Here is a 26,051-nt window from a genome sequence, read left to right on the forward strand (position 1 = left end):
TCGTGTCCGGTTTCAAAAGCGTTTGATGCAGAGTGTCATGGCCTAGCGTCATGTGGTGCCCCTCATCTGTTCGAGGAGTTCGGAGGGGCCGGTGAGAATGATGTGTTGCTGATGAGCCGGTCGAGCGTTGGCAGGCGTATCAAGACCCAGCCGCTTCAAGGTGTAGAACAGCATACTTTTGCGAACTTCGAGTTGAGCGCGGCCGCCGGTCATTTCGTAGTCAAGTTCAACAGCTCGCCGTTGTGCATTGGACAGATCGGGATGAGGGCCGACTTCCAACATGATGCTCATGCACCAGTCGAGATCGCTGGAAGGATCGACGCCGTCGTCATCGAGCGGTTGGACTTCGAGTATCCGACTGATCACGAAGTCCCGGAAGCCGTCCGCAGAAAAGCAAAAGGCGCGGCAGTGCCATCGGAAGCCGTCAAAGCAAAGAGCGTGGGGTGAGATGGATCGCTCTTTCGGTTCGTCGGCTGACATCGACTGGTAAGTGATCTTTAGCCGCTTCTTCGCGTCGATTGCTCTCAAAATGGGGCGCAATGTCTCAGGCTTCACGCCGCGCGATGGGATGGGCGGGGAAAATACATCTGGGATCAGGGCATATCGTTCAGCATTCTGGATGCAGGCGCCGCGTGAAATCCCCATTAGATCATTGAGGTAGAGTGAGGCGTCTGGTGTTTCGTATTGAGGGATGAACATCGTTCCCATGGCATAGGTTTTGGCATGGGGATCGTAGACGATGTTATCGGGATGGTCCCGTTTGTATGCGTTAATTTCTTTGGATGCCTGTGCCCTTGAGAGGTCAAAAGCTCCCATCAAGTCTGGCAGCCCGAGCTGACCTACCCAATAGAGGCGGTGCTCGATGAAAGCGCGACGGCGCTGTGACGTCCACTGTGTTCGGTTATGCTGCGACTGTTCCATTACCACGCCACGATAGATGTCATCTTGAGATGGGTCTACATTTAAGATCCATTTTTCTGTGTTATGCTGCACAGTGTTTCGTCCCCTTGTGAGCATCAGCGCCTCGGGCTGCTTGAAAGTGTGCCCATCCTGAAAGGCCACGAGATCGTGCCCATTCAGGACCATCTTCCGGAGACAAGGTGACGATGACGAATTCGCCTTCCCGACTTCTGTCCGCCGGATCAGTCGAGTTTGCCGCATAGACGTCGGTAACCGTCCGATCCTCTACGGTGAAATCGGCGGTCGGCAACGCATCATCCGGGATCGTGCCGGAATAGCGAATTGCCACCGCAACGAAGCGTAACCCGTCCCCGAAAACTTCGGTGATGGCGGTCGCCTCCTGCGCGCTGATATCGCGCGCCAGAACCGGTGCACCCATCGTGACAAGAAGCCCGGTCGAGGTCAGGCCGAGAACAAATATACGACGCGACGGCATGGCTGTCCTTTCGATTCGGTCCGGTTGGAGGACTATGCCCCTAATTATGGTACTATATTGGTATCGTAAATAGTAAATATGTCGGGAATGCCCGCGACCCCGCCCGCCAACAATGTCTCACCGCGGCGGTATCGCCCGAAAGCGCATCTGGATGACGTGCGAAATCGAGTGCCGACTACCGCGACGTTCTCGGAATCCTTCGAGAGATTGAGCAATTCGACGGTCAGCGCTGGTCTTCCGTACGGATGCCTCGCAGGAAAATCGCCAGGCGCTTCTTGATGTGGTCGATTCTCATCACGCGCTCGCTACGATTGGCTAGCCTCCGGCGCGGCAGCAACGCACCAAAAACGATGTCCATCAACATGCCCGCGTGAACGAGAGGATCGTCCACGACCATCCGGCCCTGTCGTGCCTGCACCAGCAGCCATTCGATCAACTCTTCACGCGCGCGCAGGATATTGTTTTCGTAAAGATAATCGGAGAGATCGGGGAACTGCGTCGATTCCCTGGCAATAAGGTTGAGAATAGCTTCCCGTTCCCGTTCGGCCTGCTCATCGATGTCCAGACGGAATATCCTGACCAGCGTGTCGAGCATCGGCAGCTCCTCCTCCGCGGGCCTCGGCAAATCAAGAATCAGATGCCGGTTTCCCTGGATGACGGCCGCGAACAACTCTGTCTTGTCGTCGAAAAACTCGTAGATCGATCGCTTCGAAACCCTGGCTCTGGCGGCGATGATCGCGGTGGTCGTTCTGGCGAAACCCTGTTCGACGAAAGCCTCGTGCGCTGCTTTCACGATAGTGCGACGGCGCTCATCATCGCTGACGCGTCTGGGTCGCCCACGCCGGGGCGGCTCGTCCGGGTTGTAGTTCATTTCCCTCTCCTGAATGGCAGATGGCAGATTGACAAGGGCATCTCGCGGGAATCTCGGTACTTATTTAGTACCATATATCGGAAGTTGACGGTTCTCAAGTCTGCCGCTTTGCAAATGCAGCGCCCGGTATAACTGCGCGACTTGCCCCTTCCCGCGAAAAAGGCAGCCGATCAACACAAGGAACACGACATGCATCAAGATTCCACCCCCTCCACACGCGGTTCAAGCCCGATCCGCGACAATCGCATCCGCTCTGTCATCGAGCGCATGAACGCCTCGCGAAACAGCCCACCACGCGCCGGATCAAGGCCAGGTTCGGGCTCCACACGCAATCCTGAGGATTTTGCGGATATCGGATTTTCGATCCATCCCGACCAAGGCGACCTCATTTACCTGCTGTGCAGGGGTATGGGCGCCCATCGGGTGGTGGATTTCGCCACTTCCGTCGGCATGTCCACGCTCTATTTTGCAGCCGCGATGCGCGACAATGGCGGTGGGCATGTGATCGGCGCCGAGCTGGTGCCGGCCAAGGTCGATACCGCGCGGCGAAACCTTGAGGAAGCCGGGCTTGCCGAATATGCGGATATTCGCGTGGGCGACGCGCGCGAGACCCTGCGCGACCTCGGCGGGCCAGTCGATTTTGAATTGATCGACGGCTGGCCGCTGCCCGATGGCCCGTCACTCGCCCGTCAAGTTATCGAGATCGTCGCGCCGCAACTGCGCGTCGGTGGCTATGTCATGAATGACAATGCCGAACCTGATTTCCTCGACTATATCCGCGATCCCGCGAATGGCTTCATCTCGGTCACCCTACCGATCAAGCGCGGGACGGAACTGGCCCTCAAGATTGCCGAACCGGCGCTGGTCGAGCCCCGGAAGACGTAAGATGCCATCCCTGCGGGCGATGTCCGACCGACGCGGCGATGCCGTGCGTATCTGGGTTCACGCGCGTTTGCCCGCGCCAATCCGGATGCGACCGGGGATATTGGCTTTGAACACTTCATCCGCGTCGGGAATCCGAGGCATCTGAACGCGGCGTCCGTGGGCGGCCGCTCAGATGGTCTGTGGTTGGTAATCGCTGGCCGCGACGGGCATGACCGATTTCAACAGGGCGATGGATTTTTCCAGACCTTCGAGGCTGTTGAGCAGAACGTCCTCATGTTCGACCGACAACCAGCCGTCATAGCCGCTCATCCGCAGCCGATAACAGAACTGACGCCACCATTCTTCGCCATGTCCGAAGCCAAGCGTGATGAAGGACCAGCTTCGCGCCGGAATATCCATCAGCGAGCCGCTTTCCAACAGCGAGGTCGTCGCCTGCACGGGCGCGTTCAGGAAGGTGTCCTTTGCATGGACGTGATGGATCGCATCGCCCAGGACCTCGGCGGCAATCAGCGGATCGGCCCCCATCCAGAACAGATGCGACGGGTCCAGATTGGCGCCGATGACCGGCCCCACCGCCTCGCGCAGCTTCAGAAGCGTGGGAACATTATAGACGCATTGGCTGCCATGCAGTTCCAGCGCAATCTGCTCGACGCCGCAATCCCGGGCCAACGTGGCGATCTCGGACCAGAAAGGCAGCAGCTTGTCCTGCCACTGATAGCGCAGGATATCCTGCGTTTCAGGCGGCCATGAGGAGACGACCCAGTTCGGCATCAGATCACCTTCGCGCCCGGCAGGCAGGCCCGACATGGCGCAGATCTTCGTAATGCCCATCTCACCCGCGATCCGGATCGTATCTTTCAGGCATTCGGCCTGTTGCGGCTGCGTGGGGTGCAGCGGATTGCCATTGGCGTTCAGCGCGATGATTTCCAGCCCGCGATCTGCGAAAGCCTTGGCAAAGGTCCGGCGCGCCTCGGCGCTGGTTTTCATCGCGGCCAGATCGAAATGCGGCGCAGTGGACCAGCCGCCGGTATTGACTTCGACACCAGCCAGACCCATGCGCGCGGCATGGTCCAGTACCTCGGAAAAAGACAGGCCACCAAGGCTGTCGGATACAAAGCCAAGCTTCATGTAAAGTGTTCCTTGCGATAGAACGACGGCCTTTCAGCCATTTCGACAGTGGTCCGGCAACCTCGGGACAGCGCGCGCATGCCTGTCTCGGCGACAATGGCGGCGGCATAACCGTCCCAGCAATCCGCAGCCGAGGCGGGAAATTCGCCGGTCTGGACAAAGGTCAGAAAGGCCCGGTTCTGGCGGCGATACGCCTCGCCATAACGTGGGCGCCAGTCGGGGGCGTGGGCGATGATCTGCGCCAACGGCAGATCCAGACGGCTGTGGCTTGGCGTATTCAGGGCAATACTGCCCTTTTCTCCGACCAGCTCGCCGCGCACGTCATAGCCGTAAGCCGCATTGTTGTTGATCTCGATATTGACCAGTTGGCCATCATCGGTCTCCAACACCATGAAGACGGGCGCCACCAGCGCGTCGGACCGCTTGGGCTGGAATGCCGAGATCGCGGTGAAGTCGATCCCGAGGACAAATCGCGCCACGTCGAATTCATGCGGGGCCGAATTGGTGATGGCCATCGCGGCGGTGAAATCCGCTGCGGGGTTTTCCATATTGCGGTGGAAATTATGCATCATCAGCGCCCGCCCCAGCACCCCCGTCGCCAGCGCCGCCTTCATTTCGACATAGGATTGATCGAAACGCCGCATGAAGCCCAGCTGGACGAGGCGACGACCTGCGGCGATTTCGGCAGCGATCACCTCAAGACATTCCCGCGAGGATTGCGACAGCGGCTTTTCGCACAGCACCGGCTTTCGGGCACCGATACAGGCCAGCGACAGCGTGGCATGGGTGCTGTCGGGGCTGGCGATGATCACCGCATCGACATCGGCGCGATCGACCACCGCCCGGGCATCGGTGGCGGTGTGCAAGGCACCGCAGGCATCCGCAACCCGACCGGCGCGTTCAACGGAGGGGTCGCAGATGACCTGCAAGGTCGCGCCGGGCAGATCCTCGGCCACGATCCGGGCATGGTCGGCGCCCATGATGCCGGCGCCGATCACGGCAATTCTGACTGTCATGCCTGTTCTTTCCCCTCAAGATGCGCCCTCAGCGAGTGATGGCCCATTTGCGCAGCCGACGGTCGCCATAGGCCGCCCCCACCACGATCAGGCCCAGAAGCAGCATGAACCACTGCGGCTTGACCCCCATCACCACCAGATAGGACTGGATCGAGGACAGCACGAACGCCCCCATCAACGCCCCCAGCAGCGAGATCCGGCCCCCGGCCAGCAGACAGCCGCCCAGGACGCAGGAGGCGATCGCCTGCAGCTCCATCAGCCGCCCCATCGAACCGTCGGCAAAGCCCAGCTTGCCCGCCTCCAATGTGCCCGCAAAGGCCGCAAGGACGCCGCAGACAATGAAAACCGACAGCTTGATCCGGTCAACGCGAATGCCGCGCGAATGGGCGCTGGCGGCAGATCCGCCAACCGCCAGCAGCCGGTTGCCGAAGGGCGTCATCTTCAGCACGACCGACAGCACCACAAGGATCACCAGCAGCCAGATCAACGCGGTGTTGAAACCCAGAACATCGCGCCCGCCAAGCACCCCATAGATGAAGCCATCCCGCGCATTATAGGGAACCGAAAAGGAAAACCCTTCGGTCAGCGCAATGGCAATACCGCGAAAGATCATCAGACTGCCAAGGGTGATGATCAGCGACGGCGTGCCGGTGCGGGTGATCAGCAGCCCGTTGAACGTGCCAATGGCCGCGCCGACCGCAACGGCAGCCAGCATCGCCAGCCAGGGGTCGATCCGGACCGCCAGCCACAGATAGACCAGCGCTCCCATCCCGAAGGTCGATCCGACCGAGATGTCGATCTCACCCGTGCCGATGACCAGCGCCACACCAAGCGACATCAGCCCCAGCGTCGCCGTGACCTGAAGGATCGAGGCGATGTTGTAGATATTGGCCCATCGCCCGTCCGAAGTGACTGCAAACAGCAGTACCAGCAACACCGCAATCAGGAAAATGCCGATCTCGGTATGTCGCAGGACAATGGGTTTGAGAGCGGAAAGAGCCATCAGACCGCCCCCCGCTTTTCGACCTTGCGACCACCCTGCCGGATCACCTCCTCCAACTCATCTGCGGTCATGGAGTCGGTCGAGGCGTCCTCGATCTTTTCGCCGTTCTCCATGATGACAACGCGGTCGGCCAGTTTGTGGACCTGAAAGATGTCGTGGGTGATATAGATCACCAGCAGACCCTGTTCCTTCAGCTGCACGGCCAGTTCGTTCACATGCTCGCGCTCGCGCACGGACAGGTGGTTGGTCGGCTCGTCCATGATGACGACGCGGTTCTTGAACTCGACCGCGCGGCCGATCTTGACGGATTGGCGTTCGCCGCCCGACAGGCGTTCCACCTCGTCATCGGCGGACACGTTGTCGCGCAGGCCGAATTCGCGGATCACGCGGGTGGACATGTCGCGCATCTTGCCGAAATCGAGGAAGGGGATGCCCAGCACCTTCTTCACCGGCTCTCGTCCCAGATAGAAATTGCGGGCGATGGACAGGTTGTCACACAGGCCGACGGATTGCTGGATCGTCTCGATACCGTTGTCGATGGCCAGCTTGGGGTGGAATTCCTTCACCTGCTTGCCGTCGAACCAGACTTCGCCCGATGAGGGCTTGTGAATGCCGCACAGCACGCGGATCAGCGTCGTCTTGCCCGCGCCGTTGTCGCCAACCAGCCCGACCAGCTCGCCGGAATGGAAATCGACGGAGACGTTCTTCAGCGCATGAAACGCGCCAAAATAGAGGTCCAGGTTCTTGACCTGAATAAGGGGTTTTTGCGGTGCCATTCGGAGCTCCTCCCGTGTCAAACGCTGCGCCCGAAACGGCGCGCCAGTTTCTGGTTGAAGATCACCGCCACGATCAGGACGATGCCGACGAAGGTGATGAACCACGAGGACGGTGCGCCCAACGCGATCAGCTGATAGCGAAAGCCGGTAACGATGAAGGCGCCCATCACCGCACCCACCAGCGAGCCGCGCCCGCCCGACAACAGACAGCCACCAATGACCGCCGCCGCAATCGCCTCCAGTTCCAGCAGATCGCCCAGAGTGACGTGGGTCTGCGGACGGTCCGCCAGCGTGACGATGCCCGCAAAACCCGCCAGCAGCGAACACAGCATGAAGGCCGCGATCTTGACCCGGTCCGTGCGCACGCCGCGCGATTCCGCGCTGTCCTCGCTGCCGCCGGTGGCCAGCAGATGGTTGCCAAATCGGGTTGCCAGCAACAGAAGATTCAGGGCGATGCAGATCAGGATAAGCCAGAAGATCGCCGCCTCGATACCGAACAGCTCGCCTCCCAGCAGCCGCGTGACCGGATGCATCCGTGCCTCGGGTGCGAAGTTGTGAACCGAGCCTCCGGTCCAGACATAGATTATCCCGCGCACCGTAAAGAGACCGCCCAGTGTCACGATCATCGACGGCAGCTTGCCCTTGACCACGGCGACGCCCTGCAGAAACCCGATGACCAGAGCGATCAGAAGCGCCGCGACCATCGCACCGGAAACACCCAGATCGGGGGTGAGAGTGATGAAGGCCACCCCCGTCAGCCCATAGACCGAACCGACCGAGAGGTCGATTTCCTTGGAAATGATGACCAGAGCCTGGCCCATGGCGATCAGGCCCAGAATGGACGTGAAGTGAACCACGTTCGCGATGGTCGCCCGCGACCACCATCCGGAGAAGTCGATCAGGGTAAAGGCCAGAAGCATGACGGCGACGCCGATGAGCGCGCCGAAGCCCTGACCGTGCGTAATCTTGTGCATGGTAGGGTCCGTTCTTTCATGGGGCGCGAAGGCGCCGTGAGGATCGGTCAGGGGCGGCCGTCAGGGCCGCCCCCTCGATGCGAAACCTTACCAGGTGTTCTGTTGCTCATACGCCTGATCGCCGAAGACGCTGCGCACCAGATCGGCCCACTGATCGGCTTTTTCGCTGTCGATGATATTCGGTCCGGTCAGGATATCGCTTTGCGGCGCATAGCCGAAACGCTTGTTCCAATAGAGCCATTCCATCGGCGCATAGCCTTGCAGCCAGAACCCCTGACTGTTGGTCGCCAGCACATGACCCTCGCGGACGCCCTCGATCGAAACCGGCCCCTCATCGACGGTCAGAATGGTCATGCCCTCATCATCGACATCGGGGCTCAGCCCCATGTCGTTGGCCACGCCCCAGGCCCAGGGGGCCGACCAGCCCGCCACGGTAAAGATGTAATTGGTATCCGTATTCGCCTGCAGGAAGGATTGCAGCGTATTGCGCGCGGTTGCGGGCTCGGCGCCGATGAACAACTCGTCAAACTGTGCGCCTGCGGCCTCCATCGCGTCCTTCATGCCTGCGCAGCGTTGCTTCAGCCCCTGATGGGCTTTGTTGCGCAAAAGGTGCTTTGGGTATAGTTCCCCTTTCCTTGGATAGACTTATCCTGCTGGCATTGTCATGGGCGTGCCGAGAGCTGTGTAACGGTTCATGACGGCGCAGCGGATTTGGATCTCCGCGACCTGCCGGTCGAAGTCCCGCGCCATGAGGCTCTGACCCAGACGTTTTACACAATGCATCTTTGCCTCGATGCGGCTTCGGCGGTGATACCCGCTCCATCGTCGCCAGATCGCCGGGCCGAGGTATTTGACGGCCCGGAGGATTTCGTTGCGGGCGCGGGCGCCGGCAGTTGTCGGCTTCCAGGGTTGGGCATTCTTGCGCGGCGGGATGATCGCCTCTGCCCCTCGATCTGCAATTGCGTCATGGCACTTGCGGGTATCAAAAGCCCCGTCGCCAGTCACGGAGCCGATATCCTCATCGGATGGGATCTGGCTGAGCAATTCCGGTAGCATCGGCGCATCACCGATATCGCTCCCGGTCGCCTCGACGGCCCGCACCTCCAGCGTTTCCTCATCGACCGCGATGTGAACCTTGCGCCAGATGCGCCGCCTGGTGCCACCGTGCCTGCGGGCATTCCACTCGCCTTCGCCCTCCGCCTTGATGCCGGTGCTGTCGATCAGCAGGTGTAACGGGCCGTTGCCACCCCGATAGGGAATATCCACCGTCAGGGTCTTCTGTCGGCGGCATAGCGTGCTGTAATCCGGAACCGCCCAGTCCAGCCCTGCCAGACCGAGCAGACTTTCGACAAAGCCCGTCACCTGCCGCAACGGCATGCCAAACTGCACTTTCAGCGTCAGGCAAGCCTGGATGGCCGCATCGCTGTAAGCTTGCTGGCGGCCTCGTTTGCCGCTCGGAGGCGGCGACCAGATCATCGACGGATCAAACCAGATCGTCAGCGAGCCACGTCGCTTCAGGGCAGAATTATAGGACGACCAGTTCGTGGTCTTGTATCTCGTCGGGGTCCAGCTGCTCATGCCCAAAGGTATCACGCTGGATTCGCAAGATGAATCCCGTCAGCCATTTGCGCAACAAAGCCTACGTCTAGCACCACGAGTCGGCGAGCCGCAGATAAGAGCCAAGCGCAGCGGCACGGCAAACGGAAGCGTACCCAACAGCAGTTTCAGGACCCGACCGCTGATGAACCTCTCGGAATTGATGACCTGGTGCGAAAACTGTCACGTCTCGGGCGCGTCACGCGGCAAGGAGATTGAGATTTGGAATTTCGCATCGCCGATACCTTCACCGACAGCCTCGCCCGTCTGACTGCGCAAGAGCAGAAGGCGGCCAAGACGACCGCGTTTGACCTGCAACTAGACTCAACCTCGAACGGGCTGTCCTTCCACAAGCTCGACCGCGCCAAGGACAAGAATTTCTGGTCGGTACGGGTGAATGCCGACATCCGGATCATCGTGCATCGGACACCCGCCAGCGTCCTGCTGGTCTATGTCGATCACCATGATGACGCCTATAAATGGGCCGAACGGCGCAAGATCGAGCGTCACCCGACCACCGGCGCGATGCAACTGGTCGAGGTGCGCGAGCGGGTTGAAGAGGTCGAGATCTTCAAGCCGAAGGACGTGATCGCCACTCCGGAGGCGATCACCAAACCCGACGCCCTCCTCTTCGACAACCTGCGCAAGTTCGAGCTGATGGCCTTTGGTGTGCCCGAGGAATGGGTGAACGATGTCCGCGCTGCGACCGAGGACACGCTGTTCGACATCATCGAGCATTTGCCGCAAGAAGCGCAGGAAGCGCTACTGAAACTCGCCGTGGGCGAGAAACCGCAGCCGCCCGAACCTGTGCCGGCCGAAGCTGATCCCTTTGCCCATCCCGACGCCCAGCGCCGTTTCCGCGTGCTGACCAATGCCGAGGAACTGAAGCAGGCGCTGGATTATCCTTGGGACAAATGGGCGGTGTTCCTGCACCCGGCCCAAGCCGACCTCGTCGAGCGGAACTTCTCGGGTCCGGCGCGGGTTTCGGGCTCGGCCGGGACAGGAAAAACCATCGTGGCCCTACACCGGGCGGTCCATCTCGCGCGCGCCAATCCTTCCTCCACCGTTCTGCTGACCACGTTTTCAAAGCCGCTGGCGAATGCTCTGCGCAGCAAGCTGATCAGCCTTGCGGGCAACGAGCCCCGAGTCTCGACCCGGATCGTCGTGAACGCAGTCTCGGCGGTTGGCTATGACCTCTATTCCGAGCGGTTCGGGCAGCCCCAGATTGCCCCTGCCTCCCTGATCAAGTCGCTGATCACCAAGGCCGCTGCCGAGGTCGAAGGGCACCGGTTCTCGACCCATTTCCTGATCGGAGAGTGGAACGACGTCGTCGATGCCTGGCAACTGCGCTCCTGGGAAGAGTATCGTGACGTGTCTCGGCTGGGCCGAAAAACGCGAATCGGTGGCAAGCAGCGCGAAGCCCTGTGGTCCATCTATGAGCGGGTCCGTGCAGGGCTGGCAGAGCGGGGTGTTGTGACCTGGTCGGATATCTTTGGTCGCCTGGCGGACAGCTTCATCCAGAGCGAATCACGGCCCTTCGACTTTGCCGTGATTGACGAGGCACAGGATCTGGGTGTCGCCGAAGCACGCTTCTTTGCCGCGATGGCGTCCGGGCGCAATGATGGGCTCTTCTTTGCGGGAGATCTTGGACAGCGCATCTTTCAGCAGCCATTCTCGTGGAAGGCGCTTGGCCTTGATGTTCGCGGCCGCTCTCACACGCTGCGGATCAACTACCGCACGTCGCACCAGATCCGAACCCATGCTGATCGGCTTCTTCCCTCAACCGTTTCGGATGTGGACGGCAATACAGAAGGGCGGCGTGGCACGGTGTCCATGTTCGACGGACCGCCACCCATGGTGTTGGCCTGTAGCGATGTCGATCACGAATGCCGCGCAGTTGCAGGCTGGATCTCGGATCGCCTGAAGGAGGGCAGTACGCCTCACGAAATCGGCCTCTTCGTGCGATCAAACGCGGAACTGAAACGTGCACGCACTGCGGCGAAGGCAGCGGGCGTTCGGTTTGTCGAGCTGAATGAGAAGATCGAAGTAGAGGACGGCGCAGTCGCAATCAGTACGATGCACTTCGCCAAAGGACTCGAGTTTCGGTCTGTAGTGGTCATGGCCTGCGACGACGAGGTGATCCCGGAATCCGAGCGGATCGAGTCCGTTGCCGATGACGCCGACCTCGAGGAGGTCTACAATACCGAAAGACACCTGCTCTACGTGGCCTGCACGAGGGCCAGAGATCACTTGCTGGTCACGGGCGTTGCCCCGGTATCGGAGTTTGTCGACGACTTCCTCGAGGATCGCTGAGCAAAGCAGCAGCCTCCCCCCTCGGCATGGTTCCTCCCCGGCGCTGACCCTCTACGGGGGGGCGCAGCGCGGCATTTCGCTAGCGACAGGCAGTTTCACCGGGGAATCCAGGCGGAAGCCACCTGCCGCGCGGCCTTCGGAAAAGCGACTCATTATCAAAGGCTTGCGGAATCACGATCGGGACTCGCTGGATTCTTTTGCGGAATCCAGGGAAGCCAGTTCGGGGAAGCTGACCTGCCACTGAACTTTCATCCAACGGCGACCTGAGCCCGGTTTTTGTTTACGCCTGTTGGCGCGGGTTGAGCAATCGCCCGGCGCGCGGAGCTTTCATCTCGCGCAGCGGGTCGGGCGATTGCGGCGGTCAGGGTCCGCGCGTAGTCAGCCGGGGCCTGGTAGTCCAAGGCCGAGTGCGGGCGTTCGGTGTTGTAGTCGGCAGCCCAGGCGGCGATCACGATACGGGCATGGGCCAGGTTGCGGAACATGGTCTCGTTGAGCAGCTCGTCCCGCATCCGCCCGTTGAAACTTTCCACAAATCCGTTCTGCATCGGCTTGCCCGGGGCGATGTAATGCCACTCAATGTCGCGATCGGCGGCAAAGGTTAAGATCGCGTTACTGGTCAGTTCGGTGCCGTTGTCAGAGACGATCATCCCGGGCTTTCCGCGGCGTTCGATCAGGGCGGCCAGTTCTCGCGCCACGCGCCGCCCCGAGATTGAGGTGTCCGGGATCGCCGCCAAACATTCCCGGGTCACGTCATCGACGATGTTCAGCACCCGGAATCTTCGCCCGCAATCGAACTGGTCATGGACGAAATCCAGCGACCAGCGTGCATTGGGCCGCGCCTCGACCAGGATAGGGGCCCGTGTTCCGACCGCCTTGCGCCGCGCCTTCCGCTTGCGCACCGTCAGCCCTTCTTCGCGGTAGAGCCGATAGATCCGATTGATCCCCGAGGGCTCGCCCTCGCGGCGCAGCAATACGAACAAGCGCCGGTAACCGAACCGCCGGCGCTCGTTGGCCAAGTCCCGCAACCGACCGCGTAACGCCGTATCCGGCGCGCGTCGGGATCGATAGCGGATCATCGTTCGATCCGCGCCGACGATGTGACAGGCCCGCCGTTCCGAGAGGCCATGCTCGGCCCGAAGATACGCAACGGCTTCACGCTTCACGGCGGGCCCTACCACTTTTTTGCAACCAGGTCCTTCATCGCCGCCAGATCCAGCATCTGCTCGGCCAGCAGCTTCTTCAGCTTGGCGTTCTCATCCTCGAGCCCCTTCAGCCGCTTCGCCTCCGACACCGTCATGCCGCCGAACTTGGCCTTCCAGTTGTAGAAGGTGCCTTCCGACATGCCGTGCTTCCGGCACAGGTCAGCGCACTTCGCGCCTGCCTCATGCTCTGCCAGGATGCCGATGATCTGTTCGTCCGTGAATCTCGTTCGCTTCATTGTCCGTCCTCAAGTTGGGCCGGACTCTAATCGCATCTGGAGGAAAAATCCCGGGGCAGGTCAAAGCCACCCCGCCGGAAGCCAGCCAGTGGAAGCCACCCTCCAGGAAGTCGTTGAATCCGCGGTCATTTTCTATTTGACAGACCTGCCCCCGTTGACCTACCCCTTGATCATCGAAGAATTGCGCCCGGAGGAATCCCCTCGCGGGCGTTTTTGTTTTCCTGCCATTGCGGATCCCGATCCTGATGCAGCCCTTTCCGGCCGCGCGTCTCGGCATGACCGCCCTTCCCCCGGATGAGACCCACCCCATGGACCTGGTGTTTTCACCAAGCCAGATCGAGACCTGGCCTCTCGACCGGCTGCGCCCCTATGCCCGCAATGCCAAGATGCACGGCACCGACCAGGTGGCCAAGATCGCCGCCAGCATGGCGAAATTCGGCTGGACCGTGCCCTGCATGGTGGCCGATGACGGCGAGCTGATCGCGGGCCATGGCAGGGTGCTGGCAGCCACCATGCTTGGGCTGACCGAGGTGCCGGTGATCCGGCTGGGCCATCTCGACGAGGCCGAGCGCCGGGCCTACCGGATCGCCGACAACAAGCTCACCGAACTGGGCGAGTGGGACGAGGCCATGCTGCGCGACGAGATCGCTGGGCTGTTGGCCGAGGATTTCGACCTGACGCTCTTGGGCATCAGCGACGATGACCTCGACGCGCTGCTGCGCGATCCCGAGGCGCTGGGCGGCGATGATCCGGTCGAGGGCGAGGACGATGTGCCCGAACCGCCGGTCACGCCGGTGTCGGTGCCGGGCGACCTGTGGCAGCTGGGCCCGCACCGGCTGATCTGCGGCGACAGCACCGCGGGTGATGTGGTCGGGCGGTTGCTCGGCGATGTGAAGCCGCTGCTCATGGTCACCGATCCGCCCTATGGCGTGGAATACGACCCAAGCTGGCGCAATCAGGCGGGCGCGGCGAAGACCCGGCGCACCGGCAAGGTGCTGAACGACGACCGCGCCGACTGGCGCGAGGCATGGGCACTGTTCCCCGGCGACGTGGCCTATGTCTGGCATGGCGCGCTGCATGCAGCGACCGTTGCCGACAGCCTGGTGGCGGCGGGTTTCGCCATCCGCTCACAGATCATCTGGGCCAAGGATCGCCTCGTCCTCAGCCGCGGCGATTACCACTGGCAGCACGAACCCTGCTGGTATGCGGTGCGCGCCAAGGGCAAGGGTCACTGGGCCGGCGACCGCAAGCAGACCACTCTGTGGCAGATCGCCAATCGCGATCAGGACGCGGACACCGTGCACGGCACCCAAAAGCCGGTCGAATGCATGCGCCGCCCGATTCTGAACAATTCCAGCCCCAGCCAGGCGGTCTATGAGCCCTTCATGGGATCCGGCACCACGCTGATCGCGGCCGAGACCACGGGGCGGGTCTGCTTCGGCGTCGAACTGAACCCGACCTATGTCGATGTCGCCGTTGAACGCTGGCAGGCCTTCACGGGCGAGGAGGCGGTGCTGGCGGAAGCCGGCGAGAGTTTCGCCGCCCTCAAAGCCAAGCGGCTGGCGGCATGAACGCGCCCCTCCTGCCCGGGCGGATCGAGCATTGGTCGCTCGCGCGCCTGCGGCCTTACGCCCGCAACGCCAAGATTCATGACGCCGACCAAGTGGCGAAGATTGCTGCCAGCATGGCCGAGTTCGGCTGGACCGTGCCCTGCCTTGTCGCCGCCGATGGCGAGTTGATCGCGGGTCATGGCCGTGTCCTGGCGGCCGCGCAGCTGGGGCTGGCCGAGGTGCCGGTCATCGTGCTCGGCCCTCTGACCGAGGCGCAGCGGCGGGCCTATCGCATCGCCGACAACAAGCTGACGGAACTGGGTGGGTGGGACGAGGCCCTGCTGCTCGAGGAACTGCGCGGGCTGATGGCCGACGACTTCGATCTCGGCCTGATCGGCATTCCCGAGGATGAGCTGAACGCGCTGCTGCACACTGCCGATGACGACCGCGCGCCGATCGACGATGACACGGCCGACAGCATCCCCGAGGCCCCGGCCGAGCCGGTCACCCGCCCCGGCGATATCTGGCAGATCGGGCATCATCGGCTGATCTGCGGCGATGCCACCGACCCTTCCGTGGTCGCGCGGCTGATGGTGGGTGCGCAGGCGTCGCTGCTGTTCACTTCCCCGCCCTATGCACAGCAGCGCGATTATGGCGCAGCCAAGGAAAAGATCGGCGATTGGGATGCGCTGATGCAGAGCGTCTTCGCCGCCGCGCCGGTCAGCGCCGATGCCCAGCTGCTGGTCAACCTCGGCCTTGTCCACCGCGATGGCGAATGGATCCCCTATTGGGAAGGCTGGATCGACTGGATGCGCGCGCAGGGCTGGCGGCGCTTTGGCTGGTATGTGTGGGACCAGGGGCCCGGCCTGCCCGGCGACTGGAACGGGCGGCTTGCCCCCTCACACGAGTTCATCTTCCACTTCAACCGCGCGCCCCGCAAACCCAACAAGACGGTCCCGTCCAAACACGCGGGCGAGATCCTCGGCGGCGGCGGGCTGCGCGGCGCCGACGGTCGGGTGAACGCCAAGACCGGCGCCGGCAACGCCATCCAAAGCCACCGTATCCCCGACTCGGTGCTCCGGATCATGCGCCACAAGGGCGGGCTGGGCGCGGCGGGATCGCATCCGGCCGTTTTCCCCGTGGCGCTGGTCGAGGCCGTGCTGGAAGCCTTCACCGATCCGGGCGATCTGGTGTTCGAGCCGTTTTGCGGCTCCGGCACCCAATTGGTGGCCGCCGAACGCGCCGGGCGGCACTGCTTTGCGGTGGAACTGGACCCCGCCTATTGCGACGTCGCAGTACGGCGGTGGGAGCTGGCGACGGGACGGAAGGCCACAATGGCCACGAATTGACGCCCCGGAGGAAGTGCCCGAGTGACTGCTATGCGGACGAAGCGGTCATTCGAGCGGTGATCTGAGGAGGCCGCAAACTGCGCTGAGGTGCCTGTGTAGGCGAAAGTCTGTGTGCGGGACGGAGGCGCATCCGACAGCTTGCCGCTTTGGTCTAGTACAAGTCCTTGTGCGTCATGATATTCTGAAACCCGTGAGTGGCAGGAAAAACCAAGTGCTGTGTATACTGGTAAGACGAATCGGCTAGCGCCCGAGGCGATCGGTCGAAGCGGTTGCGCTGCCGCTATTCTTAACTGGAAATTTTTCGGCACAACTGCCACGAAAAAAGAAACCATGATTAGAAACTATTCTGATGTTATTGTTGCGGTCTCGGCCGCTCTAGTTGCGGTCGGCGCGACGTTTGAATCATGGATCGGACTACCCCTATGGCTCCGTCTTGTCACAATTGCTGTCGTCGGCGTACTTGTCGTTTGGTTCTCCGCACCCAGATTCCTGCCCGCCATTCCTGAGCAAACCGCCGGTTTCCGGCCTCCGAACGCTGCAAAGGCCGAACCGAGCAAGAAGAAATGGATACCCGCAGCAATAGTATTTTTTCTGATTAGTTGCGCCCTTGGTGGAATGGCGTGGCTGTCAACTGCACGGCTTGCGATTGTCGCCACGTCTTTCAAACGCGGCGATAGCGCCTATCTCAAACTTGAACCCGCCTATGTTTCATCTGATGTGATTGTTAATCTCAGGAGCGGCTGCGAGTACTCTGAACAGTCAGCAAGAGTAATTCGAATAAACGAAACCCTGTCGAACGAGCAGCTTCTGGTCTCTGGTTTTTCAGGCGGTCAACTGGTCGAAATAAACTGCACCTCCAGCCGCATCTTCGACGCTCGCGACATCGAGATCAGTAAAGGAAATGCGTCTTTGATGTTTGCGGCGGAGCGAACGAAGCTAAGATTTATGGTCGTACTAGGAGGACTTTTGCTATGGGTATTCGGATTGTTGCGTTTACGGGCCTTGTAGCTTTCTCTTGCGCGCATTCTGCAAATGCGCAGAACTGGCACCCGGGAAGCGTGGTTGATCGTACATCAAACGCAGGTATTGAGGCGGAAGTTTCTGCTTGGAGTCCGGCCACGAAGTGGGTGAAAGACGCCAATCCTTGTCCGCTACTTGATGGTGAGCTTGTTGATTCGACTCAATCCACTGGCGGCGAATTCCAAGTCGGAATTCCATCAGATCGATCACTATATTCTGTTGTCTACTGCAGTAACGATTACCATCCGGCGATTATGATCCATCTGAGGAACGGCCCATCGGGAAGCCCAACCTCCCCTCGCCCTATGAGATTGCAAGGGATTTCCAATGATGTGGTTGCAATCGACGCAACGGATCTGGCGATTTTTGCTCTGAACCAACTTGCTTATCTGCGAAGCATTGATCCCGAGAGCTTTGATTCCGCGATGGGCGACTATGCCGAATTGATCGCAGAGATCGACGGTACCTCGGCGGAAGCCTTTTCCAGTTTGTCCGCTGTTGTTGCTAGCTGGGCGACCGAGTTCTAAGTGGAGCCATCTCTCGATCTTAGTCGCAACATCTGAAGTCGACATTCACCGCGCATGCAGGATAAACGACGGGGGAACAACCCAGTCTTTTGACGAACGAGTGGTATGTGAGCGTTTGCCCGTAGATTGCGCCTACGGCATCGGTAGCAATGGGCTCTTCGCGACGTCAACAGATCCGATAAACTGTCCCCCGACCCTCGACCTTTTCCGTAGTGATGGACAGGCCCAGCTTCTTCTTCAGCCCGCCCGAGATCATCCCTCTCGCGCTATGCGTCTGCCAACCCGTCGCTTCGACGATCTCAGCAATGCTGGCACCCTCGGGGCGCTGCAGCATGGCGATGATCTGCGCCTGCTTGGTGCCAGCGCGGATGGCGACGGGTTTCGCGGTGCCGGCCGTCTCAGACGCCGGCGTCGGTTTCACCTTGCGCGCGCTGGCAACGGCGCTGTCAGCATTCGGCTCGATGCCGATGACCTCCAGCCCGGCCTCGGTGGTGATCAGCGTGGTGCCATGGCCATCGCCGGTCTCGCGCCAGACCGGTTCGCCGCGGCGCAGATCGGCTTCGACCTCCTCGAGCCACCCATGGGCCATCATCCGCCCGACAGCCATCTTCGCGGCGGCCCCGGCCAGCCCCTTGGGCAGCGGCAGGGCCAGATTGCCGGGGCGGGCGGCGGCGCGGGTCAGGATCAGCCGCTGAGTCTCAGTGAGGGCGGTCATTCTGTATATTCCCCTTCGTGGAAGGCGGCGTCGGTGATCTGGCAGAGCAGGCTGGCGTAATGTTCGAGTGTGCCGACATGGCCCCAGTTCACCTCGTCGGGGCTGGCGATGAAGTGGTCGGCGCTGAGGGCGGCGATACGGGAAATCATGGCGTCAATCTCGGCCTTCTTCGTGATGAAGGCGGCGAGGGCGGCGTCGCGGTTGCGTTCGGCTCTCTCGGTGCGGGTCATGGGCTGGCGTCCTTGGGGCTGGGTTGCATCTCTTCCGTGCCATCAGAATCGCTCTACCGTGAAGTGTAATCAACTGAATAAACAGCAATATCATTGCTTTGATCGGATTGGACAGCGCCATGGAGGGAATGAGCGAACGCGAATACGCCGCCCATGCCGGCCTATCGCGCGGGGCGATCCAGAAGGCGCGCAAAAGCGGGCGGCTGGTGATCTATGGCGATGGGTCGATCAATGCTGCCGCGTCTGATGTGCGGCGGGCGCAAATGACCGACCCCGACCAGCAGCGCCGCAGTATCGGTGGTGATTCCGGATTTTCCGGCCCAGCCGACAGTTCGTCCTATCTGAAAGCCCGCACCGCGCTGACCGTCTATCAGGCGCAGGAACGCCAGCTGGCGATCCAGAAGAAGAAGGGCGCGCTGGTCGACCGCGCCCGGGCGGAAACGCTGGTGTTTCGCCTCGCGCGGCAGGAACGCGATGTCTGGGTGACCTGGCCGGCCCGGGTGGCGGCATTGATGGCGGCCGAAGTGGCGGCGGAGGTGGAACAGCAATCCGGCGAACCGGTGACGATCGAGGCGGCGATCCTGCAGAGGGTGCTGGAAACCCATGTCAGAGCGCAACTCGACGCCCTCGCCGATCTCCGGGTTTCCCTCGGATAGCAACGATCTGACCGAAGGCCTCGACCTCGGCTTCGACGGCGCCGAGGACATCCTGCGGGTCTGGCGCAGCGGCATGCGGCCCGATCCGGACCTCACCGTGTCGGAATGGGCGGATGCGCATCGCTGGCTCAGCTCGCGCGCCGCAGCCGAACCGGGGCACTATCGCACCGCGCGCACACCCTATCTGCGCGGCATCATGGATGCGCTGTCGCCCAGCCACCCGGCGCAGCGGATCAGCTTCATGAAGGCGGCACAGGTCGGCGCGACCGAGGCCGGCAACAACTGGATCGGCTTTGTGATCCATCATGCGCCGGGGCCGATGTTGGCGGTGCTGCCAACCGTCGAAATGGCGAAACGCACCTCGCGCGGCCGGATCGACCCGCTGATCGCCGACAGTCCGGCCTTGCGCGAAAAGGTCAGCCCGGCCCGGTCGCGCGACGCCGGCAATTCGATGCTCTCGAAGGAGTTCCCCGGCGGCATTCTGGTGCTGACCGGGGCGAACTCGCCGACTGGGCTGCGCTCGATGCCGGCGCGTTACATCTTCCTCGACGAGGTAGATGCCTATCCGGCCTCGGCCGACGAAGAAGGCGATCCGGTCACGCTGGCCGAGGCGCGCACCACCACCTTCGCGCATCGGCGCAAGGTGTTCATGGTCTCGACGCCGACGATCCGGGGCCTGTCGCGCATCGAGCGCGAGTTCGAGGCCAGCGACCAGCGGCGCTATTTCGTGCCCTGCCCGCATTGCGGTCATATGCAATGGTTGCAGTTCGAGCGGCTGCGCTGGGCGAAAGGCCAACCCGACACCGCCGCCTATCATTGCGAGGGCTGCGAGACACCCATCGCCGAGCATCACAAGACCCGGATGCTGGAGCGCGGCGAATGGCGGGCGACCGCCATGTCCGCCGATCCGCATGCCATCGGTTTCCACCTCTCGGCGCTCTATTCGCCCTTGGGCTGGAAGAGCTGGGGCCAGATCGCGCGGGAGTGGCTGGCGGCACAGGGATCGGAAGAGATGCTGCGCGCGGCGCGCAACACGCTTCTGGGCGAGACATGGGTCGAGTCGGGCGATGCGCCGGAATGGCAGCGGCTGGCGGATCGCCGGGAAGTCTATGGCGGCGCGCAGATCTCGGCGGGCGGCTTGTTCCTGACCGCCGGCGCCGACGTGCAGAAAGACCGGATCGAGGTCGATGTCTGGGCCTGGGGCCGGGGTCTGGAAAGCTGGCTGGTCGATCACATCGTCATTCCGGGCGGGCCCGACAATCCGGCCTGCTGGGACAAGCTGACGGCGTTGCTCGGCCAGACATGGGCCTGCGCCAATGGCGCGGTGATGGTGATCGGCAAGCTGGCCATCGACACCGGCTATGAAGCCCCGGCGGTCTATGCCTGGGCGCGCAAGGCAGGGTTCGACCAGGTCGCACCGGTCAAGGGTCTGGAAGGCTTCAACCGCTCGGCCCCGGTGTCGGGCCCGACCTTCGTCGATGCCACTATCGGCGGCAAGCGATTGCGGCGCGGCGCACGGCTGTGGTCGGTGGCCACGGCGACGTTCAAGACCGAGACTTATCGCTTCCTGCGCATCGAACGGCCGAGCGACGAAGACCGCGCGGCTGGCATGCTGGACGCACCCGGCACGATCCACCTGCCCGGCTGGGCCGATACCGAATGGCTGAAGCAGCTGGTGGCCGAACAGCTGGTGACCGTGCGCAACAAGCGCGGCTATGCCCATCAGGAATGGCAGAAAATGCGCGAGAGGAACGAGGCTCTGGACTGCCGGGTCTATGCCCGCGCCGCCGCCTGGATCATGGGCGCGGATCGCTGGGACGAGGCCACCTGGCGGCGGCTTGAGGCGCAGGCCGGGGTGGCGACCCGCCTGCCTGCGGCCAACCCGGTTGATGCCACACCACCCGATCCGGCCCGGCCCAAGGCCGGAACCCTGACCACGCCGCGCCGGAAGCGGCGGGCCTATACCCCGAACTTCATGAGGGACTGATGGACCTGGAACGTATGCAGGCCCTGCTCATCGCGCTGCAGGAAGCCCGCTTCGCCGGGCTGCGCAGCGTCAGCTATGACGGCAAGACCGTGACCTATGGCTCGGACGCGGAACTGGCGGCGGCGATCCGGGATCTGGAAGCCCGCATCGCGGTGGCCAGCGGCGCCTCTGCACGTCGCCGCCGCTGGGGCACGGTCGCGGCGAAGGGGTTGTAAGCCATGGTGTTCGACGCCTTCCGCGCCCGCCTCGGCACGATCATCGGCGGGTTCGATGCCGCGCAATCGCATCGCCGCCTGCGCAGCTTCCGTGCCAGCCGCGCGCATGTGAACACGCTGATCGCCGCCTCCGGCGAGACCATCACCGCCCGGGCGCGCTGGCTGGTCAGGAACAACGGCTATGCCGCCAACGCCGTCGATGCCTTCGCCAACCATGTCGTCGGCGACGGCATCAAGCCCTCGTCGAGGATCGCCGACGCTGCCTGGAAGGAGGCATTGCAAAAGCTCTGGCTCGACTGGACCGACGAGGCCGATGCAGAGGGGCTGACCGATTTCTACGGCATCCAGCGCCGGGCGGCGCGCGAGGTGTTTCTGGCCGGCGAGGTCTTCCTGCGCATCCGCACCCGTCGGCCCGAAGACGGGCTCACTGTGCCGATGCAGCTGCAGATGCTGCCCTCGGAAATGCTGCCGATGGACATGAATCGTAGCCTGCCCGGGTCGGGGTCGATCCGGGCAGGGATCGAGTTCGATGGCATCGGGCGGCGGGTGGCTTATCACTTCCTGCGCCGCCACCCGGGCGACCTGACCGATCCGGGGCTGGCGGGCGAAACCGTCCGGGTTCCGGCCTCGGAGGTGATCCACATCCTCGATCCGGTCGAGGCAGGCCAGCTGCGCGGCGTCTCGCGCTTTGCCGCCGCCGTGGTGAAGCTCTTCACCCTCGATCTCTACGACGATGCGGAACTGGAGCGGAAGAAGACCGCCGCCATGTTTGCGATGTTCATCACCTCGCCCGCCCCCGAAACCGCCCTCGACCCAGCCGAAGACGATCTCGAGGTCGAGCCGGGCCAGGTGGTGCGGCTCGACCCGGGCGAGGACGTGACCACGCCCTCGACGCCGGACTCGGGGTCAACCTATGAGCCCTTCCAGTACCGCACGCTGCTGCAGATCGGCGCGGCGCTGGGCGTGCCCTATGGCTATCTGACCGGCGACACCGCGAAGGGGAATTTCTCCAACACCCGCATCGCGCTGATCGACTTTCGCCGCCGCATCTCGGCCTTCCAGCACTCGGTGATGGTCTACCAGCTTTGCCGGGCGGTGTGGACGCGCTGGATGGACATGGCGGTGCTGGCGGGCGTCCTCGACCTGCCCGGTCATGGGCGGGATCGGCGCGCATCCCTCGCCTGCGACTGGCTGCCGACCAAATGGGACTGGATCGACCCGGCCAAGGATGCGGCGGCGGAAATCCTGCAGATCGAGGCGGGGCTGAAATCCCGCAGCCAGGCCATCGCCGAGCGTGGATTTGACGCCGAACAGGTCGACCGGGAAATCGCCGCAGAACGCCAGCGGGAGGCGGAGCTGGGACTCGACTTCCGGCGGCCGGGATCACCGGCGCAGGCGGCTGGTCGCGGCTCTGGGACGGGCGACACGGAAGACCAGCAGGCCGACGCGCAGGACAATGACAATCAGGACGATGAGGGCGAGGACCGGAAACCCCCGCGTCCGGAGGAGGGATGATGCACCACATGCAAATCGCCCAGCGCGTCTTCAACACGCCGCTGATGGTCGATCCCGCCAAGGCGCTGGCCTTCCTCGCCGGCCTCGGCCCCCGGATCACCGGCAGCGAGATCAGCGTGGCAGGGCTGGAGATTGCAGCCGAGGATCAGGTTGAAGCCACCCTGCCCGCCCGCGCCTCGCTCTTCGGAGAGGACCTCGCCCAGCGCCAGGCGCGGAACGGCAGCCAGCCCTTTGCCGTGGTGAACGGCATCGCCGTGATCGAGATCGCCGGCACGCTGGTCCATCGCGGCGCCTGGATCGGGCAATCCTCGGGCTTGACCTCCTATGAAGGCATCGCGGCGCAGCTTTCGGCGGCGCTGGCTGACCTCGCCATTCGCGGCATCGCGTTGGATATCGACAGCTTCGGCGGCGAGGTGGCGGGGGCCTTCGATTTGGCCGACCGCATCCGGACGGCCCGGAGCGTGAAGCCGGTCCATGCCTTCGTCGCCGATCACGCCCTCTCCGCCGGCTATGCCCTGGCCTCGCAGGCCGATCGCATCATCCTGCCCCGCACCGGCGCGGTGGGCAGCATCGGCGTTGTCGCCATGCACAGCGACATGAGCGGGGCGTTGGATCAAAAGGGCATCGCCGTGACGCTGATCCATGCCGGCGCCCGCAAACTCGATGCCAACCCGTACCAGCCGCTGCCCGAATCTGTGCGCGCCCGGATCGCGGGCGAGCTCGAGGATCTGCGCCAGCTCTTTGCCGAGACCGTGGCCGAAGGTCGGGGCCAGCGCCTCGACACCCAACGCGCGCTGGGCACCGAAGCGGCCGTGTTCCGGGGCGAGGCGGCGGTCTTTGCCGGTCTCGCAGACGAGGTCGCCGATCCGGTCACCGCCTTCCGTGCCTTCGCCGCCGCGTCCCGCGGCACATCCACCCCCAGAGGAAAGGCTTTCCTGATGACCAATATTCCCGAAGACCATGCCGCACCAACCGCCGCGCCGGCCGCAAATCCTGCGCCGGCCGCCAGCCTCGCGCCGGAACCGGCGCCGAAACCGGCGGTCTCAGCGCCCCAGGCGGAAGCGGCACCCTCGCCCGAAGCCATCCGCGCCGAGGCGGCGGAAGTGGCGCAGGTCTGCGCGCAGGCCGCCCGCCTCGGCGTCAGCATCGACGCCGCCGATGCGCTGACGCGCGGCATCAAGCCCGAGGCCCTGCGCGCGAAGGTCCTGGCCGATCTCGCTGCTCGCAGCGATGCCGCCGGCATCATCGCCACCGCCCCAGCGGCCGGGGCGAAGGAAAGCCCCATCGTGGCGGCGGCAAGGAAATCGGCCGCAACGTCGCGCTGATCCCGGCCCCCGCGACGACAGCGGAAATTACCGTCGCGCAGATCGCCGCGCGCGCAGCGCAGCGCCCCACTCCTCATCAACCCGGAGACCGAACCATGGCCGTCCTGACGCAACCGCCCGGTATGGGCGATGTCCTCAAATACGAGCTCAACCCGAACTACACCCGCGAGGTGGTGACCCTGCTTGCCGGCGCCAGCTACCCGGTCGGCGCGGTGCTGGGGAAGATCACCGCCAGCGGCAAATACACCCTCTCGGCCGCCACCGGCGCGGACGGGGCCGAGACCGCCGTCGCGGTGCTGCTTTACGCCTCCGACGCCACGCTGGTCGACGCCACCGGCCTCGTCCTTGCCCGTGGTCCCGCCATCGTCTCCCGCGCTGGCCTCGTCTTCGACGCCAGCATCGATGACGGCACCAAGACCGCCGCAAAGATCACCGAACTGGCCAGCGCCGGCATCATTGCCCGTGACAGCGCCTGACACCGGTCACCCAGCCTGGCCCTGCCGCGCCTTCCCCTCATTCCCCGGAGTCTTCCCATGACCATCACCCGCAACCCGTTCGATGCCGGCGGCTATTCGCTGGCCGAGATGACGCAGGCGATCAATATCCTGCCCAATCTCTACACCCGCCTCGGCCAGATTGGGCTGTTCCGTTTCGAAGGCGTCAGCCAGCGCTCCGTCATCATCGAGCAATATGAGGGCATCCTCAGCCTGCTGCCCTCTGTGCCCCTCGGCGGTCCTGCGACCGTCGGCACGCGCGAAGGCCGGTCGATGCGTTCCTTCGCACTGCCATGGATCCCGCATGACGATGTGATCCTGCCGGCGGACATTCAGGGGGTGCCGGCGCTGGGGGTCTCGGACGCCGCCGATCCGCTGGTTGGCGTCATGAGCCGCAAGCTGATGCTGATGCGCCGCAAGCACGCCCAGACCCGTGAATACATGGAGATGAACGCCCTGCGCGGCATCGTGAAGGACGGCGCCGGGACGACCCTCTACAACTACTTCACCGAATTCGGCCTGACCCAGATCTCGGTGGATTTCCTGCTCGGCACCGCCGGCACCAATGTTCAGGGCAAGGTCCGCGAAGTGCTGCGCGCCATCGAGGACAATCTTTTGGGTGAGGCGATGACCTCTGTCCACGCGCTGGTCAGCCGCGAGTTCTTCGACAAGCTGATCAGCCATGCCAAGGTGGAAGAAGCCTACAAGTTCTATGCCGCCACCGGCGCCCAGCCCTTGCGCGAGGACATGCGGCGCAATTTCCCCTTCGCGGGCATCCTCTTCGAGGAATATGCCGGCGCGGTGACGCTCTCCACCGGCGCCCCAGAACGGTTGATCCCTGCAAGCGAAGGTATCGCCTTTCTCTTGGGAACCATGGACACCTTCACCACCTATGGCGGCCCGGCGAACCTGCTGGAGGCGGCCAATACCATGGGCCTGCCACTCTATGCCCGCCAGCATCTCGACGAGAAGGGCCGCTGGATCGACCTGATGACCGAAGCCTCAATCCTGCCGGTCAACAAGCGCCCCCGGCTGGCCGTTCGTCTGCACACGTCGAACTGACGGGCAACGC

26 protein-coding genes are annotated in these 26,051 nt (G+C 63.1%); 13 read left to right on the forward strand and 13 right to left on the reverse strand.

Features of this window, described 5'->3' with window-relative positions; genetic code table 11:
• Positions 1 to 48: 48 nt before the first annotated feature.
• The 3 genes from JHW40_RS02435 to JHW40_RS02445 form a co-directional block, all read right to left on the reverse strand.
• Positions 49 to 921 (reverse strand): WYL domain-containing protein, encoded by an 873-nt coding sequence (locus JHW40_RS02435; protein WP_170851957.1) that lies wholly within the window; start codon positions 919 to 921, stop codon positions 49 to 51.
• 61 nt (positions 922 to 982) lie between these two features.
• Positions 983 to 1,396, reverse strand: coding sequence for a hypothetical protein (locus tag JHW40_RS02440; protein WP_170851958.1), 414 nt, complete (start codon positions 1,394 to 1,396; stop codon positions 983 to 985).
• Between the two features lie 223 nt (positions 1,397 to 1,619).
• On the reverse strand, positions 1,620 to 2,267 hold the full coding sequence (locus JHW40_RS02445) for a TetR/AcrR family transcriptional regulator (protein WP_090617194.1): 648 nt from the start codon (positions 2,265 to 2,267) through the stop codon (positions 1,620 to 1,622).
• 189 nt (positions 2,268 to 2,456) lie between these two features.
• Between JHW40_RS02445 and JHW40_RS02450 the strand changes: the two genes are divergently transcribed.
• On the forward strand, positions 2,457 to 3,152 hold the full coding sequence (locus JHW40_RS02450) for an O-methyltransferase (protein WP_090617196.1): 696 nt from the start codon (positions 2,457 to 2,459) through the stop codon (positions 3,150 to 3,152).
• 168 nt (positions 3,153 to 3,320) lie between these two features.
• On the opposite strand, the gene JHW40_RS02455 is transcribed toward JHW40_RS02450, so the two are convergent.
• The 7 genes from JHW40_RS02455 to JHW40_RS02485 form a co-directional block, all read right to left on the reverse strand.
• Positions 3,321 to 4,280, reverse strand: coding sequence for a sugar phosphate isomerase/epimerase family protein (locus tag JHW40_RS02455; RefSeq protein ID WP_090617198.1), 960 nt, complete (start codon positions 4,278 to 4,280; stop codon positions 3,321 to 3,323).
• Positions 4,277 to 5,296 carry a Gfo/Idh/MocA family oxidoreductase gene (locus JHW40_RS02460; protein ID WP_090617201.1) on the reverse strand — a complete coding sequence of 340 codons (1,020 nt, stop codon included), beginning with the start codon at positions 5,294 to 5,296 and terminating at the stop codon, positions 4,277 to 4,279. Before JHW40_RS02460 ends, JHW40_RS02455 begins: the two co-directional genes overlap by 4 nt.
• Positions 5,297 to 5,324: 28 nt before the next feature.
• Positions 5,325 to 6,299, reverse strand: a complete 975-nt coding sequence (locus JHW40_RS02465) for an ABC transporter permease (RefSeq protein ID WP_090617203.1) — start codon at positions 6,297 to 6,299, stop codon at positions 5,325 to 5,327.
• The gene (locus JHW40_RS02470) at positions 6,299 to 7,075 is read right to left on the reverse strand and encodes an ATP-binding cassette domain-containing protein (RefSeq protein WP_090617204.1); all 777 of its coding nucleotides are present in this window, start codon (positions 7,073 to 7,075) and stop codon (positions 6,299 to 6,301) included. The genes JHW40_RS02465 and JHW40_RS02470 overlap by 1 nt, the downstream gene beginning before the upstream one ends.
• Before the next feature lie 17 nt (positions 7,076 to 7,092).
• A complete protein-coding gene (locus JHW40_RS02475; RefSeq protein WP_090617206.1) occupies positions 7,093 to 8,049 on the reverse strand; it encodes an ABC transporter permease in 957 nt (318 codons plus the stop codon).
• Positions 8,050 to 8,136: 87 nt separating this feature from the next.
• Entirely contained in the window at positions 8,137 to 8,610 is a 474-nt protein-coding gene (locus JHW40_RS02480; protein WP_211657427.1) for a type 1 periplasmic-binding domain-containing protein, read from the reverse strand.
• A gap of 84 nt (positions 8,611 to 8,694) precedes the next feature.
• A complete protein-coding gene (locus tag JHW40_RS02485) occupies positions 8,695 to 9,627 on the reverse strand; it encodes an IS5 family transposase (RefSeq protein ID WP_272849102.1) in 933 nt (310 codons plus the stop codon).
• A 240-nt stretch (positions 9,628 to 9,867) separates the two neighbouring features.
• Between JHW40_RS02485 and JHW40_RS02490 the strand changes: the two genes are divergently transcribed.
• Positions 9,868 to 11,958, forward strand: a complete 2,091-nt coding sequence (locus JHW40_RS02490) for a 3'-5' exonuclease (RefSeq protein ID WP_090616541.1) — start codon at positions 9,868 to 9,870, stop codon at positions 11,956 to 11,958.
• Positions 11,959 to 12,206: 248 nt separating this feature from the next.
• Here the strand turns inward: JHW40_RS02490 and JHW40_RS02495 are convergent.
• Positions 12,207 to 13,396, reverse strand: a protein-coding gene (locus JHW40_RS02495) for an IS3 family transposase (RefSeq protein WP_090616544.1) whose coding sequence is annotated in 2 segments (ribosomal slippage) — positions 12,207 to 13,144 and positions 13,144 to 13,396 — 1,191 coding nt in all. Because the reading frame shifts where the segments join, the coding sequence is not laid out codon by codon here.
• Positions 13,397 to 13,704: 308 nt separating this feature from the next.
• Between JHW40_RS02495 and JHW40_RS02500 the strand changes: the two genes are divergently transcribed.
• The 4 genes from JHW40_RS02500 to JHW40_RS02515 all read left to right on the forward strand — a co-directional run bounded on the left by JHW40_RS02500 (position 13,705) and on the right by JHW40_RS02515 (position 17,842).
• On the forward strand, positions 13,705 to 14,967 hold the full coding sequence (locus JHW40_RS02500) for a site-specific DNA-methyltransferase (protein ID WP_090616605.1): 1,263 nt from the start codon (positions 13,705 to 13,707) through the stop codon (positions 14,965 to 14,967).
• A complete protein-coding gene (locus JHW40_RS02505) occupies positions 14,964 to 16,295 on the forward strand; it encodes a site-specific DNA-methyltransferase (protein ID WP_090616546.1) in 1,332 nt (443 codons plus the stop codon). The genes JHW40_RS02500 and JHW40_RS02505 overlap by 4 nt, the downstream gene beginning before the upstream one ends.
• Positions 16,296 to 16,625: 330 nt before the next feature.
• Positions 16,626 to 17,303 carry a hypothetical protein gene (locus JHW40_RS02510; RefSeq protein WP_139208238.1) on the forward strand — a complete coding sequence of 226 codons (678 nt, stop codon included), beginning with the start codon at positions 16,626 to 16,628 and terminating at the stop codon, positions 17,301 to 17,303.
• On the forward strand, positions 17,267 to 17,842 hold the full coding sequence (locus tag JHW40_RS02515) for a hypothetical protein (protein WP_139208239.1): 576 nt from the start codon (positions 17,267 to 17,269) through the stop codon (positions 17,840 to 17,842). The genes JHW40_RS02510 and JHW40_RS02515 overlap by 37 nt, the downstream gene beginning before the upstream one ends.
• Before the next feature lie 166 nt (positions 17,843 to 18,008).
• On the opposite strand, the gene JHW40_RS02520 is transcribed toward JHW40_RS02515, so the two are convergent.
• On the reverse strand, positions 18,009 to 18,557 hold the full coding sequence (locus JHW40_RS02520) for a DUF3489 domain-containing protein (protein WP_090616550.1): 549 nt from the start codon (positions 18,555 to 18,557) through the stop codon (positions 18,009 to 18,011).
• A complete protein-coding gene (locus JHW40_RS02525) occupies positions 18,554 to 18,787 on the reverse strand; it encodes a hypothetical protein (RefSeq protein ID WP_090616552.1) in 234 nt (77 codons plus the stop codon). The genes JHW40_RS02520 and JHW40_RS02525 overlap by 4 nt, the downstream gene beginning before the upstream one ends.
• A gap of 119 nt (positions 18,788 to 18,906) precedes the next feature.
• On the opposite strand from JHW40_RS02525, the gene JHW40_RS02530 reads away from it, so the two are divergent.
• The 7 genes from JHW40_RS02530 (at position 18,907) to JHW40_RS02560 (ending at position 26,041) form a co-directional block, all read left to right on the forward strand.
• Positions 18,907 to 19,443, forward strand: a complete 537-nt coding sequence (locus tag JHW40_RS02530) for a hypothetical protein (protein ID WP_090616554.1) — start codon at positions 18,907 to 18,909, stop codon at positions 19,441 to 19,443.
• Positions 19,391 to 21,430, forward strand: coding sequence for a phage terminase large subunit family protein (locus JHW40_RS02535; protein WP_090616556.1), 2,040 nt, complete (start codon positions 19,391 to 19,393; stop codon positions 21,428 to 21,430). Before JHW40_RS02530 ends, JHW40_RS02535 begins: the two co-directional genes overlap by 53 nt.
• Positions 21,430 to 21,645, forward strand: coding sequence for a phage head-tail joining protein (locus tag JHW40_RS02540; protein WP_090616558.1), 216 nt, complete (start codon positions 21,430 to 21,432; stop codon positions 21,643 to 21,645). Before JHW40_RS02535 ends, JHW40_RS02540 begins: the two co-directional genes overlap by 1 nt.
• 3 nt (positions 21,646 to 21,648) lie before the next feature.
• A complete protein-coding gene (locus JHW40_RS02545) occupies positions 21,649 to 23,160 on the forward strand; it encodes a phage portal protein (RefSeq protein ID WP_090616560.1) in 1,512 nt (503 codons plus the stop codon).
• Positions 23,160 to 24,485, forward strand: a complete 1,326-nt coding sequence (locus JHW40_RS02550; RefSeq protein ID WP_090616562.1) for a S49 family peptidase — start codon at positions 23,160 to 23,162, stop codon at positions 24,483 to 24,485. The genes JHW40_RS02545 and JHW40_RS02550 overlap by 1 nt, the downstream gene beginning before the upstream one ends.
• Positions 24,486 to 24,580: 95 nt before the next feature.
• A complete protein-coding gene (locus JHW40_RS02555; protein ID WP_090616564.1) occupies positions 24,581 to 24,961 on the forward strand; it encodes a head decoration protein in 381 nt (126 codons plus the stop codon).
• A 57-nt stretch (positions 24,962 to 25,018) separates the two neighbouring features.
• On the forward strand, positions 25,019 to 26,041 hold the full coding sequence (locus JHW40_RS02560; RefSeq protein WP_090616565.1) for a major capsid protein: 1,023 nt from the start codon (positions 25,019 to 25,021) through the stop codon (positions 26,039 to 26,041).
• Positions 26,042 to 26,051 lie beyond the last annotated feature (10 nt).

The organism is Paracoccus alcaliphilus, from assembly GCF_028553725.1.
Lineage (GTDB): Bacteria > Pseudomonadota > Alphaproteobacteria > Rhodobacterales > Rhodobacteraceae > Paracoccus > Paracoccus alcaliphilus.